The organism is Stutzerimonas stutzeri (genome assembly GCF_000952685.1).
GTDB classification, from domain to species: Bacteria; Pseudomonadota; Gammaproteobacteria; order Pseudomonadales; family Pseudomonadaceae; genus Stutzerimonas; species Stutzerimonas stutzeri_E.
Genome location: NZ_JYHV01000010.1, coordinates 39074 through 52663 on the forward strand (window position 1 = coordinate 39074; position 13590 = coordinate 52663).

The 13590-nt window shown below is 63.6% G+C and carries 12 protein-coding genes; 6 read left to right on the plus strand and 6 right to left on the minus strand.

Annotation, left to right across the window (positions count from 1 at the left end; translation table 11 throughout):
• The first annotated feature begins 280 nt into the window (after positions 1-280).
• The 4 genes from UF78_RS03355 to UF78_RS03370 all read left to right on the plus strand — a co-directional run bounded on the left by UF78_RS03355 (position 281) and on the right by UF78_RS03370 (position 4833).
• Positions 281-883, plus strand: coding sequence for a nucleotidyltransferase family protein (locus tag UF78_RS03355; protein WP_045160713.1), 603 nt, complete (start codon positions 281-283; stop codon positions 881-883).
• A gap of 232 nt (positions 884-1115) precedes the next feature.
• Positions 1116-1649, plus strand: a complete 534-nt coding sequence (locus UF78_RS03360) for a (2Fe-2S)-binding protein (RefSeq protein ID WP_045160621.1) — start codon at positions 1116-1118, stop codon at positions 1647-1649.
• Positions 1646-2632 carry an FAD binding domain-containing protein gene (locus UF78_RS03365; protein ID WP_045160622.1) on the plus strand — a complete coding sequence of 329 codons (987 nt, stop codon included), beginning with the start codon at positions 1646-1648 and terminating at the stop codon, positions 2630-2632. The genes UF78_RS03360 and UF78_RS03365 overlap by 4 nt, the downstream gene beginning before the upstream one ends.
• Positions 2629-4833 carry a xanthine dehydrogenase family protein molybdopterin-binding subunit gene (locus UF78_RS03370; protein WP_045160623.1) on the plus strand — a complete coding sequence of 735 codons (2205 nt, stop codon included), beginning with the start codon at positions 2629-2631 and terminating at the stop codon, positions 4831-4833. Before UF78_RS03365 ends, UF78_RS03370 begins: the two co-directional genes overlap by 4 nt.
• Before the next feature lie 154 nt (positions 4834-4987).
• Here UF78_RS03370 and UF78_RS03375 read toward each other — a convergent pair whose 3' ends face one another.
• The 4 genes from UF78_RS03375 to UF78_RS03390 all read right to left on the minus strand — a co-directional run bounded on the left by UF78_RS03375 (position 4988) and on the right by UF78_RS03390 (position 8338).
• Positions 4988-6214: an MFS transporter gene (locus UF78_RS03375; RefSeq protein WP_045160624.1), complete on the minus strand. Its 1227-nt coding sequence runs from the start codon at positions 6212-6214 to the stop codon at positions 4988-4990.
• A 161-nt stretch (positions 6215-6375) separates the two neighbouring features.
• Positions 6376-6780: a carboxymuconolactone decarboxylase family protein gene (locus tag UF78_RS03380; protein ID WP_045160625.1), complete on the minus strand. Its 405-nt coding sequence runs from the start codon at positions 6778-6780 to the stop codon at positions 6376-6378.
• 56 nt (positions 6781-6836) lie between these two features.
• A complete protein-coding gene (locus UF78_RS03385; RefSeq protein ID WP_080890543.1) occupies positions 6837-7214 on the minus strand; it encodes a MerR family transcriptional regulator in 378 nt (125 codons plus the stop codon).
• Complete coding sequence (locus UF78_RS03390) at positions 7211-8338, minus strand: methyltransferase (protein WP_045160626.1); 1128 nt, start codon at positions 8336-8338, stop codon at positions 7211-7213. Before UF78_RS03390 ends, UF78_RS03385 begins: the two co-directional genes overlap by 4 nt.
• A 216-nt stretch (positions 8339-8554) precedes the next feature.
• Between UF78_RS03390 and UF78_RS03395 the strand changes: the two genes are divergently transcribed.
• The gene (locus UF78_RS03395) at positions 8555-9331 is read left to right on the plus strand and encodes a ferredoxin--NADP reductase (RefSeq protein WP_045160627.1); all 777 of its coding nucleotides are present in this window, start codon (positions 8555-8557) and stop codon (positions 9329-9331) included.
• Positions 9332-9511: 180 nt separating this feature from the next.
• Here UF78_RS03395 and gdhA read toward each other — a convergent pair whose 3' ends face one another.
• Both gdhA and UF78_RS03405 read right to left on the minus strand, forming a co-directional pair.
• Complete coding sequence (gene gdhA / locus UF78_RS03400; protein WP_045160628.1) at positions 9512-10849, minus strand: NADP-specific glutamate dehydrogenase; 1338 nt, start codon at positions 10847-10849, stop codon at positions 9512-9514.
• Between the two features lie 166 nt (positions 10850-11015).
• Positions 11016-11936, minus strand: coding sequence for a choline sulfate utilization transcriptional regulator (locus UF78_RS03405; protein ID WP_045160629.1), 921 nt, complete (start codon positions 11934-11936; stop codon positions 11016-11018).
• 112 nt (positions 11937-12048) lie between these two features.
• On the opposite strand from UF78_RS03405, the gene betC reads away from it, so the two are divergent.
• On the plus strand, positions 12049-13554 hold the full coding sequence (gene betC, locus UF78_RS03410; protein ID WP_045160715.1) for a choline-sulfatase: 1506 nt from the start codon (positions 12049-12051) through the stop codon (positions 13552-13554).
• Positions 13555-13590: the final 36 nt, after the last annotated feature.

Sequence of the window (13590 nt, forward strand, 5' to 3'; positions counted from 1 at the left end):
ATTCGCTATAGCAAAGCCTATCGAGGCCTTGCCCGCAAAAGCCGCGCATCTTACACCGGCCCTGCATCGGGTTGAATTTTCCGTTGCGTGACTGGTGGGTTCCGGCTGATCGGCTGCTGCGCTATGGTCGGCGCCATCGATACAACCCCTTCATTGAGAGCACATTGGCTGAATGAGTGAGAAAAAATGAGCGGCATGACTGTGCGAGGAAACCGATCCGCTTGCCATAGGAATCCCTTTGCATACGGCACTCGCCAGCAGGTCGCGGCAGGGCGGCGTTGTGCCTGATTCGACTGAGGGCGTTTGCGCCATCGTCCTGGCTGCGGGCCAGGGCAGGCGGTATCGTGAACATCGCGACGAGGACAAGTTGCTCGCGGCCAGCCGTGACGTCAGCGATGCGCCGCCAGTGCTGGCCGAGACCCTGAACGCCCTGGCCGGAATGACCGAGCGGTTGTTGGTGGTCACCCGCGACGACAACCCTGGGCTGCTGGCCTGGCTCGAATGCCACGCTGGTAGATTCGACGCGGAAATCCTGGCAGTGCGGACCAATGGCCTTGGCCATAGCCTGGCGCAGGCGGTGGCGCACCGGTCGGCTCGTCGTGGCTGGCTAGTGGTCCTGGGCGACATGCCCTACGTGCGGCGCGACAGCATCGCCCGCATCGTCACTGACATTCAGCCGCAACGGCTGGTGGTGCCGACCTACCAGGGTCGCCGCGGCCATCCGCGGGGGATTGGTGCCGACTATCTCCATCGCTTGCTCGCGCTGGAGGGTGATCGAGGCGCGCAGGAGCTGTTCGCAAGCGCCGCGGTGGAAGAGATCGAACTGAACGATCCGGGCGTGCTGCAGGACATCGATCGCCCGGAAGACCGCCGTCACCGTTGAATTTTTCCCATGATCCGCCCGGCGGGCCAAGTGAGATCCCGTCGGTCATGAATGCCCGCGCGGTGCTTGGCTCTTCCGGGCTTCGCCGCCCTCCGCCCGCCACCCCGGCTGAACATTCTTTCGCCTGTGGCAGTCGTACCCCCTAGACGCACGGACAGCGCACCCAATGCCTGAGGTCTTCGGCAAACCTGCACAGAACAGGTGCCGGACGGCCCCCAAACGTGAGGCTGCCATGAGCGAAACATCTTCTCCCGCAGGTGGGATCGCCGCCTGCCCGATCACCCTTGAGTTGAACGGCCAGACCCGCCAGGTCGAGGTATATCCCTGGACCACATTGCTCGATCTGCTGCGCGAACAGCTGCATCTGACCGGCACCAAGAAAGGCTGCGACCACGGCCAATGCGGCGCCTGTACGGTGTTGCTCAACGGCAAGCGGATCAACAGCTGCCTGACCCTCGCAGTGATGCACGACGGTGCCGAGTTGACCACCATCGAAGGCCTGGCCCAAGGCGAGGTGCTGCATCCGATGCAAGCCGCCTTCGTCAGCCATGACGCCTTTCAGTGTGGTTATTGCACGCCCGGACAGATTTGCTCGGCGGTCGGGTTGGTGGCTGAAGGCCACGCACAGACCCGCGATGAGCTGCGCGAGCAAATGAGCGGCAACCTCTGTCGCTGCGGTGCCTATCCGAACATTCTCGCGGCGATCGAAGAGGCTATGCCACAGACCCGCGATCGCCTCACGGCTGTGCGGGAGGTGAAGCCTTGAATCCGTTCAGCTACGCACGTCCGGTTGCCATCGATGAAGCGATCGGCCTGTTCCGGCCGAACAGTCGTTACATTGCCGGCGGGACCAATCTGCTCGACCTGATGAAGGAAAACGTCACCCGTCCGGAGCAACTGATCGACATTACCCGGCTGCCGATGACGGATGTCGAGGAGACGGCTGAGGGCGGGCTGCGCATCGGTGCGCTGGTCAGCAATGCTGATCTGGCCTGGCATCCGCTGGTGCAGCAACGCTACCCGCTGCTGTCCCAGGCGATTCTCGCCGGCGCTTCGCCACAGCTGCGCAATATGGCCAGCACCGGCGGTAACCTATTGCAGCGCACCCGTTGCTACTACTTCTACGACAGCACCACACCGTGCAACAAGCGCGAGCCTGGCAGCGGCTGCTCGGCGCGCGATGGGCTCAATCGCATCCATGCGATTCTCGGTCACAGTCAGGCGTGCATCGCGGTGCATCCGTCCGATATGTGCGTGGCCCTCGCCGCTCTGGAGGCGGTGGTGCAGGTACAGGGCCCACAAGGCGAGCGCCGTATCGCTTTTGCCGACTTCCATCGACTACCGGGTGACACGCCAGACCGCGACAACACACTGGTCGATGGCGAGCTGATCACCGCGGTCGAGCTGCCGGCGCAGGGTTTCTCTGCCCACAGCAGCTACCTCAAGCTGCGTGATCGCGCTTCCTATGCGTTCGCCCTGGTGTCGGTGGCAGCGGCGCTGGAGATGGATGGTGCCGGCATTCGCAACGCCCGCATCGCCATGGGCGGCGTAGCGCACAAACCTTGGCGCAAGGCCGAAGCGGAGGCGGCGCTGATTGGCAAGGGGCCCGGCGAGGCCGCCTTCACAGCTGCGGCGGGCATCCTCCTCGAGGGTGCCAGCGGCTTCGAACACAACGCCTTCAAGATCGAACTGGGCCGGCGCGCCATCGTGCGTGCCCTGAGCGATGCCGCCAAAGGAGACGCCCGATGAAACCAGCCACTTCTCCCTTCGGCCAGCCCATCGATCGAGTCGACGGCCCGCCCAAGGTGACCGGCCAGGCGCAATACGCCGCCGAATTCCATCTGCCCGGTTTGCTCTACGGCAGCGTGGTCAACAGCAGCATCGCGCGCGGACGCATCGTCTCCATCGATGCCAGCGCAGCCGAGGCGGTGCCCGGCGTCAAGCTGGTGCTGACTCACCAGAACCGGCCACCGATCGCCAGTTACGACGAGCCGTACGAAGACGACGATGCCGCCGAGGGCTCGCCGTTCCGGCCGCTGTATAACGATCACATCCTCTACAGCGGCCAGCCGATCGCGCTGGTGGTCGCGGAAAATCTCGAACTGGCCCGTTATGCCGGCAGCCTGGTGCGGGTGGAGTACGAGCAAGAGCCGCATCGGACCGATCTGCTCAGCGAACTGGACACCATGCACAAGGCACCGGCCGAGCTACCGCCGGTCCGCGGCGACGTGGATGCCGCCCTGCGCGGCGCCATGCTCAGGCTCGATCTCAAATACAGCACGCCGGTCGAGCACCACAACCCGATGGAGCCGCACGCATCCACCGTCCACTATTTCCCGGAAGGCAACCTGGAGATCCATGACAAGACGCAGGGCGTGCAGAATTGCATGCGCTATCTCGAAGACGTGTTCGGCATGAAAGGCCGGATTCGGGTGCTGTCGCCTTTCGTTGGCGGTGCCTTCGGTTCCGGGCTGCGCCCGCAATATCAGCTGACGCTCGCGGTGATGGCGGCGCTGAAACTGCAGCGCTCGGTGCGCGTTGTGCTCAAGCGCCAGCAGATGTTCACCTTTGGCTATCGACCGCGCACCCTGCAGCGCATCTCCATCGGCGCTGCACCCAACGGGCAGTTGGAGGCCCTGACCCATCAGGCGATCGGTCAGACGTCGAGCTTCGAGGATTTCACCGAGCATGAGGTCGAGTGGTCCGGGATGCTCTATCAGTGTCCCAATGTGCGGCTGGATTACCAGCTGGTGCCGCTGGACGTCTACACCCCGCTGGACATGCGCGCGCCGGGCGCGACCATCGGCGTCTACGCACTGGAATGCGCGATGGATGAGCTGGCCTATGCCGCCGCCGTCGATCCGCTGGCGCTGCGCCTGACCAACTATGCCGAGCGCAACGGCAACGAGGGCAAGCCGTACTCCAGCAAGGCGCTGCGCCAGTGCTACGAGCAGGGCGCCGAACGTTTCGGTTGGTCACGTCGCTCCATGGAGCCGCGCAGTATGCGCGACGGCAATCAACTGATCGGCTGGGGCATGGCCACCGGCGTTTGGGAGGCGATGCAGATGCCGGCCAGCGCCAAGGCCTGCATGGAGCCCGATGGTCGGTTGGTGGTCAGCAGCGCCACGGCTGACATCGGCACCGGTACCTATACGGTGATGACCCAGATCGCGGCGGCGGCCATGGGGCTGCCGCTGGAGCGTGTCGAGTTCCGCCTGGGGGATTCCAACTTTTCCCAGGCGCCGCTGGAAGGCGGATCGGCGACCGTGTCCTCGGTCGGCAGCGCCGTGCAGCAGGCCTGCGAAGGGTTGCGTCAGAAGATACTGGACGCGGCTCAGCAGTCGCCGGTATCGCCATTTACCGGGGCCAAGCTCGACGACGTTGAGTTTGTCGAAGGCCAGATGCGGCTGAAGGCCACGCCCGCCCACAGCGTAGAGGTCGAGCAGATCGCTGCCGTCAGTGGCGTGCTCGAGGCCGAGGCGAGCGTCAAGCCCGGAGAGGAGCGCAACGCCTATTCCACCGCCACGCACTCGGCGGTATTCATCGAAGTACGGGTTGATGAGAACCTGGGTACGGTCAAGGTCAGCCGGGCGGTGAGCGCCGTGGCCGCCGGGCGGGTAGTCAATCCCAAGACCGCCGGCAACCAGATCGTCGGTGGGGTGGTGTGGGGCATCGGCCAGACCCTGCATGAGGAAACCATGATTGACCACGCATTAGGTCGTTACATGAACCACAACCTGTCCGAATATCACGTCCCGGTGAATGCCGATATCGGTGAGATCGACGTGATTTTCGTCGAGGAGAAGGACGAAATCGTCAACGCGCTCGGCTCCAAAGGCGTCGGCGAGATTGGCATCGTCGGTGTCGCTGCAGCGGTCGCCAACGCGATCTATCACGCCACTGGCAAGCGGGTGCGGGATTTGCCAATCACCATGGATAAGCTGTTGTAAAAGGCGGGGCGGCGGAAGGCTTCGCCGTTTTCCACCCTACGGTTGGGCATCAGTATGTAGGGTGGACCGGGCGGCGCTCCGCTTCAGCCCCCAGCGAAGTCCAAGCTCTAAAAACGGGCGCGAGGGGGGTACGTTATTCCGCCTTGTTTCGACGTTAATCCAGATCGCGGTGCAACTGGTCGCGGTTGGCCAAGGTTGGGAAGAGTTTCATCCAGGTGCCGGTGATGATCAGCGTGCCGACCCCGCCGATCACTACAGCTGGCACCGTGCCGAACCAGTGTGCGGTCAGGCCGGATTCGAATTCGCCGAGCTGATTCGACGCGCCGATGAACAGTCCATTGACCGCGCTGACCCGGCCGCGCATGGCGTCCGGCGTTTCCAGCTGCACGAAGGCGCCGCGTATCACCATGCTGATCATGTCCGCCGCGCCGAGTACCACCAGCACGCCGAGCGACAACCAAAACGAGGTCGATAGGCCGAAGGCGATGGTCGCCAGGCCGAATACCCCGACGGCGGCGAACATCACCCGACCGACCTGCCGGTTGATTGGGTATCGCGCCAACCAGAACGACATCAGCAGTGCGCCCACCGCTGGCGCCGAGCGCAGCAGCCCGAGGCCCCAAGGCCCGGTGAGCAGGATGTCCTTGGCGAACACCGGCAGCAGCGCCGTGGCACCACCGAGCAGCACGGCGAACATGTCCAGCGAAATGGCACCGAAGATGTCCGGCCGGCTGCGGATGAAGCGCATGCCGGCGAGCAGGTTGTCCATCGCCGGGCCGGTCTGTTTCGGTGGGGCCGGGCGTTTCGGCAGGCTCAGCATCAGGCTGCAGGCCAGAGCGAAGAGGAGTGCCACCGGGCCATACACCCACAAGGGGCCGATGGCAAAGAGCAACCCGCCAAGCGCCGGGGCGACGATGGTCGCTGTCTGCATGGCCGAAGACGAGGCGGCGACCGCCGCCGGAAACAGCTGCGTCGGCACCAGACTCGGCAGTAACGCCTGGGTAGCAGGACCTTCGAAGGCTCGCGCGGTGCCCAGCAGGAAAGCGAGCACGAAGATCATTTCCCGCGTCACCCCGAGCCCCCCGGCACCGAGCACCAGCGACAGGGCGATCAGGCCTTGCAATCCTTGGCACAACGCGGCGACCCGGCGGCGATCGAAGCGATCGGCGACATGCCCGGTCCAGAGGATGAACAACAGACGCGGAAAGAACTCGGCCAACCCCACCAGGCCGAGATCCAGCACGCTGCCGGTCAGTTCGTACATGTGCCAACCGATGGCCACCGCCAACATCTGAAAGCCGCTGGCGGTGAATACGCGCGCAAACCAGAACTTGATGAAGGGGCGTTGGTGGCGCAGCAGGAGTTTGGCGTGGGTCGACATCAGACAAGCGCAAGAACGGCAGGGCCGGGCAGATTAGCACGCAGCCAATGCACGCGAGGCTCGCGTTTGACGGTGGCGTTCGTTGTTCGCACCGGTTCGATCATTGCTGCTACCGGCCCAGCCTACGCAATGATCGGCGTCTGAGCTGTCTTGCGCACCATTCAGCTGTCACCCGATGCGTGGGGCAGGACACCACGTTCGTCGAACACTGCCTTGGCCGTCATCATGCCGTTGAGCGCCGCAGGGAAGCCGGCATAGACGGCCATCTGAATGATCACCTCGACCACCTGCTGCGGCGTGCAGCCGACGTTCAGCGCGCCGTGGATATGTACCGCCAACTGCGGCTGGCAATGCCCGAGTGCGGTCAGCGCCGCCACCGTAGCAAGCTCGCGTTGCGGCAGGTCGAGGCCGGGGCGCTGGTAGATGTCGCCGAAGGGAAACTCGATGACGTAACGGGCCAGGTCCGGGGCGATGACTTGCAGGCTGTCAATGACCTTGCGGCCAGCCTCGCCGTCGATCTGTTGGAGCTTGGCCAGGCCTTCGGTGTAGCGGGTCGATGCAGACATGGAGCGTTCCTCTCGATTGGGTAGAGGAAAGCCTGCGGGTTGGAGCGGACTCCAGGTCAAGCCATTGTTTGCTGGCGATACAGTTCGATCTTCGCCTGCAGTGCATCGAGGTGCTCGCGGTCGCGCTCAAGGCGTGCCTGCAGCCTGGCGGCGTGCGCTTCGAGCAGGACCTGGCGCGCGGCGAGCGTCGCCTCTCCCTGTTCGCGCAAATCGGCATAGCGGGTGATGTCCTCCAGCGCCATGCCCGTTTCCTTCAACCGAAGGATGAACGCGACCCACTCCAGGTCACGCGGACCATAGACACGAAAGCCGCTGGCGTCCCGCGCGACCTGGCGCAGAAGGCCAATCTTCTCGTAATAGCGCAGGGTATCGGCGGACAGCCCGGTGCGTGCGGCGAACTGCTGGATGCTCAGCCTGGCCGGTGCTTCGCTCACGGCTTGATCGCCCTCAGGATGACGAACTTGGGCGTCGCCGCGACCTGTTCGACCTTGCCGAACAGGCGCTTGAGCTTGAGGTGATAGCTGAGGTGGCGGTTGCCGACGATCCACAACTCGCCGCCTTTCGCGAGCGCGGTCTTGCCCTGGGTGAACATGCGCCAGGCGAGAAAGTCGCCGACCACCTGCTGCTGGTGAAAAGGCGGATTGCACAACACCAGATCCAGCGAGGCGGGCGGCTGTTCGGCGAGCCCGTCGCCAGCTCGGATATCGGCCGGACGCTCGCCGAGGATCGCCTGCCAGTTCTCCTCTGCCGATTGCACCGCCATGTAGCTCTCGTCCACCAATGTCATCTGCGCCTGCGGATTGCTCAGCGCGTAGACGATGCCGAGCACGCCGTTGCCACAGCCCAGATCCGCCACGCGCAGGTTGCCGAGCGCCTTGGGCAGGTGCGGAAGGAAGGCGCGGGTGCCGATGTCGAGTTCTTCGCGGCAGAATAGGTTGGCGTGGTTGAGCAGTTCGATGCCCGGCTGATCGAGGCGGTAGCGGGTCGGGTAGGGCGACACGGGCGCTGGCTTGTCGCTCGGTATGGCAATCAGCAGGCGTGCCTTTTTTACCGCCAGTGAGGCTTGCACTGGGCCGATGTACTTTTCCAGCAAGTCGCCCGCTGCACGTGGCAGATGTTTGATCATCGCGCCGGCGATCACCTGCGCACCCGGTGCAAGCTGGCCGTGCAGGCGGATCAGTTGTTCCTCCAGCAGCGCCAGGGTTTTGGGCACCCGAATCAGCACGCGGTCGAACGGCCCTCGCGCAACTTCGCTGGCAGGAACGAAAGTCACCGCGTCACCCGTCAGGTCGTTGCGTTGCAGATTCTTTTCCAGCGCCAGGTGCGCCAGGTGCGAATCGCCGCTGCTGGTGACCTGGGCGTGCTGCGCCAGCGAGCACGCCAGCGCCCCGAAGCTGTCGTTGAGGATCAGCACCCGGCTATCAGGCGACAGGTCCTGCTCATGCAGCTGCGTCAGCAGATACTCGTCGGCGGCGTCGAAGGCCTGCAGCGGCTCGTTGGGCTGCTCGGGCTGACGGATCAGGTCGAGGCGGGCGAAAGGCGATTCGAGAATAGGCATAAGAACTGGCGGTGTTTGTGGGCGTCGGAATGGAGTATCAAGGAATCAAACCGTTGAAACGATCGGCGTCGCTATACGCATCGGCAGCGTAGCCTGGTCGGTTCAGAACGGCTTGACGCTGCTTGCTCTGGCTGTCGGGTGGCGTACTTGCCTCGCCAAGGTTATTCAGTGGCCTGATGAGCCTCAATCCGCAGAAGTCCGCGAAGGGAGCGAAGTATGACCGTCAGCGAAGAGAAGTTCACCCGTCAACGTCTGCTCGAGGTGCAGACGCTGACGCCCAGCCTGTTCACCCTGCGTACCACTCGCGATCCCGGCTTTCGGTTCACGGCGGGCCAGTTCGCCCGTCTCGGTGTCCGCAAGCCCAGCGGCAGCATCGTCTGGCGGGCCTATTCGATGGTCTCGGCGCCCCATGACGAGTTTCTCGACTTCTTTTCAATCGTGGTGCCGGATGGCGAGTTCACCAGCGAGCTGAGCCGCCTCAAGCCTGGCGATGAGTTGCTGGTGGACAAACAGGCGTTCGGTTTTCTCACCCTGGACCGCTTCATCGATGGTCGCGACCTGTGGTTGCTCGGCACCGGGACCGGCATCGCGCCGTTTCTCTCGATTCTGCAGGACTTCGAGGTCTGGCAGCGCTTCGAACGGATCATCCTGGTCTACAGCGCGCGGACCGCATCCGAACTGGCCTACCAGGCGCTGATTCGCGACTTGCCGCATCGCGACTACCTGGAAGGCCTCGGTTCGAAGCTTACCTACCTGCCGGTGGTGACCCGCGAACGGATCCCCGGCGCGCTGCACGGGCGCGTCACCACGCTGATCGATAGCGGCGAGCTGGAGCGTGCCGCCGGCCTGGCGCTGGAACCGGAGCACTCGCGGATCATGCTCTGCGGCAATCCGCAGATGATTGAAGACACCCGCGCCATTCTCAAGGCCCGCGAGCTGAACCTCGCCTTGACCCGTAAGCCCGGTCAGGTGGCGGTGGAGAATTACTGGTAGCGCATGAGCTGGATGTTCGTTGGGGCTTTAGCCTGCCGTGGCCGGATCGAAACCTCCGTTGGGCTGAAGCCAGTCTGAGGTCTGTGCGACGCACTATCTGAACCAAAAAGCCCCCGCCGGACGATCCGGCGGGGGCTTTCGTTCGAGTGGCTCCGCCTGAGGCTCGCCGTTCGACCCTGCTTAGACCACGCCCTGGGCCAGCATGGCATCGGCGACCTTGACGAAGCCGGCGATATTGGCGCCTTTCACGTAGTTGGTGCGGCCGTTTTCTTCGCCGTACGCCACGCAGGCATGGTGAATCGACTGCATGATGCCGTGCAACTTGGTATCCACTTCACCGGCGGTCCAATGCATGCGCATGGCGTTCTGGCTCATTTCCAAGCCGCTACAGGCCACGCCGCCGGCGTTGGACGCCTTGCCCGGGGCGAACAGGATGCCCGCTTCGAGGAACAGGTCCACCGCTTCGAGCGTCGAGGGCATGTTGGCGCCTTCGGCAACGCAGAGGCAGCCGTTACTCAACAGGGTGCGCGCATCCTCGCCATCGAGTTCGTTCTGCGTGGCGCAGGGCAGGGCGATTTCGCAGGGCAGGCTCCAGGGACGCTGATCGGGCAGGTGGGTGACATCGAAATGCCGGCCCATTTCCTCGAGCCGCCCGCGACGGACGTTCTTCAGGTCCATCAAATATTCCCACTGCTCGTCGCTCAGCCCATCAGGGAAGTGCAGCGTACCCCCTGAATCCGATAGTGAAACGACCTTGCCGCCCAGCTCCATGACCTTCTGTGCGGCGAATTGCGCGACGTTACCCGATCCGGAAATCGCCACACGCTTGCCATCGAAACTGGCGTGGGAGGTCTTGAGCATTTCTTCGGCGAAGTACACGCAGCCGTAGCCGGTGGCTTCCGGGCGGATCAGGCTGCCCCCATAGGACAGGCTCTTGCCGGTCAGCACCGAGGTGAACTGATTGGACAGGCGTTTGTACTGGCCGAACAGGTAGCCGATCTCGCGTGCGCCAACTCCGATGTCGCCGGCCGGTACATCCAGGTCGGCGCCGACATGGCGGAACAGCTCGCTCATGAAGGACTGGCAGAAGCGCATCACTTCACCGTCGCTCTTGCCTTTGGGGTTGAAGTCCGAGCCGCCCTTGCCGCCGCCCATGGGCAGCGAGGTGAGGGAGTTCTTGAATACTTGCTCGAAGGCGAGAAACTTCAAAACGCCCATGTTGACCGAGGGGTGAAAGCGCAGGCCGCCCTTATAGGGACCGATGGCACTGTTCATCTGAATCCGAAAGCCGCGGTTGACCTGGACCTGCCCCCGATCATCGACCCACGGAACGCGGAATAGAATGGCCCGCTCCGGCTCGACCATGCGCTCTAGGATGCCGGCCTGCCGGTACTTCGGGTTCGCTTCCAGAAAAGGCCAGAGACTGCCGAGTACCTCTTCGACGGCTTGATGGAATTCTGGTTGGTGAGGGTCGCGCTGCTTCAGGCGGTCAAGAAACGCATGGACGGTTTCAGTCATTCGAATGGCCTCGGAATACCGCGGTAGCGGTCACGAAAAAGGGATAAGGCCGTCGACTCTAGCAAAGCGGGTTTGCCCCGCGATAGTGCATGTAATGCGCTACGCACATTATTGGTGCGTGATCATGGCCGTGTCCTGCTCCTGTGAGCGGATGGGCGTTGGTGATTCAGACCTGGCCAACGTCGCTGGCCAACTCGGCCTGCAGCCAGGTCACGAAGCTGCCGATCAGGCGTTGGCGTCGTTTGCGCTCAGGCAGCACGACGTAATAGCCGAACTCGGTTCGCACGCTTTCATTACAAACCCGGCAGAGCAGACCCTGAGCCAGGAGATCATCGACCAGATGACGCCAGCCGATGGCCACGCCTTGGCCGGCAATCGCCGCCTGGATCAGCAGCGTGTAGTTGTCGAAGCGCAACATGCCCGCGCCAGGTGTCTCAGTGATGCCGAACGCGCGAAACAGGCTGCTCCAGTCGAGCCAGCGTGAGCGGCTTTCCGGGCGCAGATGCAGCAGCGGCAGCCGCGAAAGCGCTGTCGGCGCCAGGGGCGTCGTCTCATTCTTCAGCAGCAGCGGGCTGCAGACGGGATAGACCTCCTCGTGAAACAGCAGATGCGCCTCGCCATGCTTGGAGCGACCGTCGCCGAAGACGATGGCCACGTCGGTTTCCGATGGCAGCACGCCGAGGCCGCGCTCGCTGGTCACCAGGCTGACATCCACTGCAGGATGAAGCTGATGAAAACGCTCCAGGCGCGGCATCAGCCAGTACGCGGCGAAGGCGAAATCGGTGGCGACCTGGAGCACCTCATGCTGCTGCTGCGCGGTCACCGCGGCGAGGCCGGCGTCCAGCGCGCCCAGGCCCTGCTGCACATAGCCCAGGAGCAGCTCGCCGGCCTCGGTGAGGACGATGCCGCGGTAGACGCGATCGAACAGCCGGATCGCCAACTGCTGCTCCAGGCGTTTGATCTGCTGACTGATGGCCGGCTGCGTGCTGCCCAGCTCCAGCGCAGCGGCGGTGAAGCTTTGTTGGCGAGCCGCGGATTCGAAGACCCGCAGTGCATCGAGGGGGATCTGATCGATTCGATTTGGCATTAGCTGTGCTTATCCTAGGCATATGTCGCAGCCGGGTTTACCGCAGCGCTACAGGGTCCAGACTGTGTTCCAGGCAATCTCGCATAAAAACAAGGCATGGACCATTCGCATTATGAAGCGCCCCAATATCCTGTTCATCATGGCCGACCAGATGGCCGCTCCCATCCTGCCGATGCATGACCCGGCGTCGCCGATCCAAGTGCCGAACCTAGCGCGTCTCGCCGCCGAAGGCGTGGTGTTCGATTCGGCCTATTGCAACAGCCCGCTCTGCGCGCCGTCGCGCTTCACCCTGGTCAGTGGGCAGCTGCCGAGCAAGATCGGCGCTTACGACAATGCCGCCGACTTCCCAGCCGACGTGCCCACCTACGCGCACTACTTGCGGCGGCTCGGTTATCGCACGGCGCTGTCCGGCAAGATGCATTTCTGCGGCCCGGACCAGCTGCATGGCTACGAAGAGCGGCTGACCAGCGACATCTATCCCGCCGACTACGGCTGGGCAGTGAACTGGGACGAGCCAGAAGTCCGCCTGAGCTGGTACCACAATATGTCGTCGGTGCTGCAGGCCGGGCCCAGCGTGCGTACCAACCAGATGGATTTCGATGAAGAAGTGGTGTTCAAGGCGCAGCAGTACCTCTACGACTTCGTTCGCGCAGACGAGGGCCAGCCGTTCTGCCTGACGGTTTCGATGACCCACCCTCACGACCCGTACACCATTCCCGAGGAATACTGGAACCGCTATCAGGATGAGGACATCCCTCTGCCGCGCCAGGACATCGACCAGGACGAGCAGGACCCTCATTCGCAGCGCCTGCTCAAGGTCATCGATCTTTGGGGCAAATCACTGCCCGAAGAGAAAATCCGCGATGCCCGCCGCGCCTATTTCGGCGCCTGCAGTTATATCGACGACAACGTTGGCAAGCTGCTGAAAACGCTCGAGGCGTGCGGCCTGGCCGAGGACACCATCGTGGTGTTCTCCGGAGATCACGGCGACCAGCTAGGCGAGCGTGGCCTCTGGTACAAAATGCACTGGTTCGAGATGGCCGCTCGCGTGCCGCTGATCATCCGTGCCCCGGGAATCGACCCGGCACGGGTCGGTGCTTCGGTATCGACCGCCGACCTGTTGCCAACCCTGGTCGAGCTGGCGGGCGGCACGCTGGAAGCCAATCTACCGCTCGATGGGCGCTCGCTGCTGCCGCACCTCACCGGCCACGAGGGCCATGACGAAGTGATCGGCGAATACATGGCCGAAGGCACTACCAGCCCTTTGATGATGATTCGGCGCGGCGCCTACAAGTTCATCTATTCGGAGCAGGACCCTTGCCTGCTGTTCGATGTGGCCGGCGATCCGCTGGAGCGCGAAAACCTGATGAACTCCCCCGATCACCAGGCGCTTGCCGAGGCCTTTCTGACCGAGGCGCGGAAGCGCTGGGACATCCAGGCCATCCATGATCAGGTGCTCGCCAGCCAGCGTCGTCGGCGCCTGGTCAGCGAAGCGCTGAGCCTGGGCAAGCTGACCAGCTGGGACCATCAACCCTGGGTCGATGCCAGCCAGCAATACATGCGCAATCACATCGACCTGGACGATCTCGAGCGCAAGGCACGTTACCCCCGGCCTTGAGCGCCAATCGGCGGCGAGCCCGTGTCACCAAAGGAA

Excerpts from the sequence above, each read along its gene's own strand:
- UF78_RS03380 (WP_045160625.1), bottom strand. The coding sequence starts at position 6,780 with ATGTCTGCATCGACCCGCTACACCGAAGGCCTGGCCAAGCTCCAACAG.
- UF78_RS03390 (WP_045160626.1), bottom strand. The coding sequence starts at position 8,338 with ATGCCTATTCTCGAATCGCCTTTCGCCCGCCTCGACCTGATCCGTCAG.
- UF78_RS03375 (WP_045160624.1), bottom strand. The coding sequence starts at position 6,214 with ATGTCGACCCACGCCAAACTCCTGCTGCGCCACCAACGCCCCTTCATC.
- UF78_RS03395 (WP_045160627.1), top strand. The coding sequence starts at position 8,555 with ATGACCGTCAGCGAAGAGAAGTTCACCCGTCAACGTCTGCTCGAGGTG.
- betC (WP_045160715.1), top strand. The coding sequence starts at position 12,049 with ATGAAGCGCCCCAATATCCTGTTCATCATGGCCGACCAGATGGCCGCT.
- UF78_RS03405 (WP_045160629.1), bottom strand. The coding sequence starts at position 11,936 with ATGCCAAATCGAATCGATCAGATCCCCCTCGATGCACTGCGGGTCTTC.
- UF78_RS03370 (WP_045160623.1), top strand. The coding sequence starts at position 2,629 with ATGAAACCAGCCACTTCTCCCTTCGGCCAGCCCATCGATCGAGTCGAC.
- gdhA (WP_045160628.1), bottom strand. The coding sequence starts at position 10,849 with ATGACTGAAACCGTCCATGCGTTTCTTGACCGCCTGAAGCAGCGCGAC.
- UF78_RS03360 (WP_045160621.1), top strand. The coding sequence starts at position 1,116 with ATGAGCGAAACATCTTCTCCCGCAGGTGGGATCGCCGCCTGCCCGATC.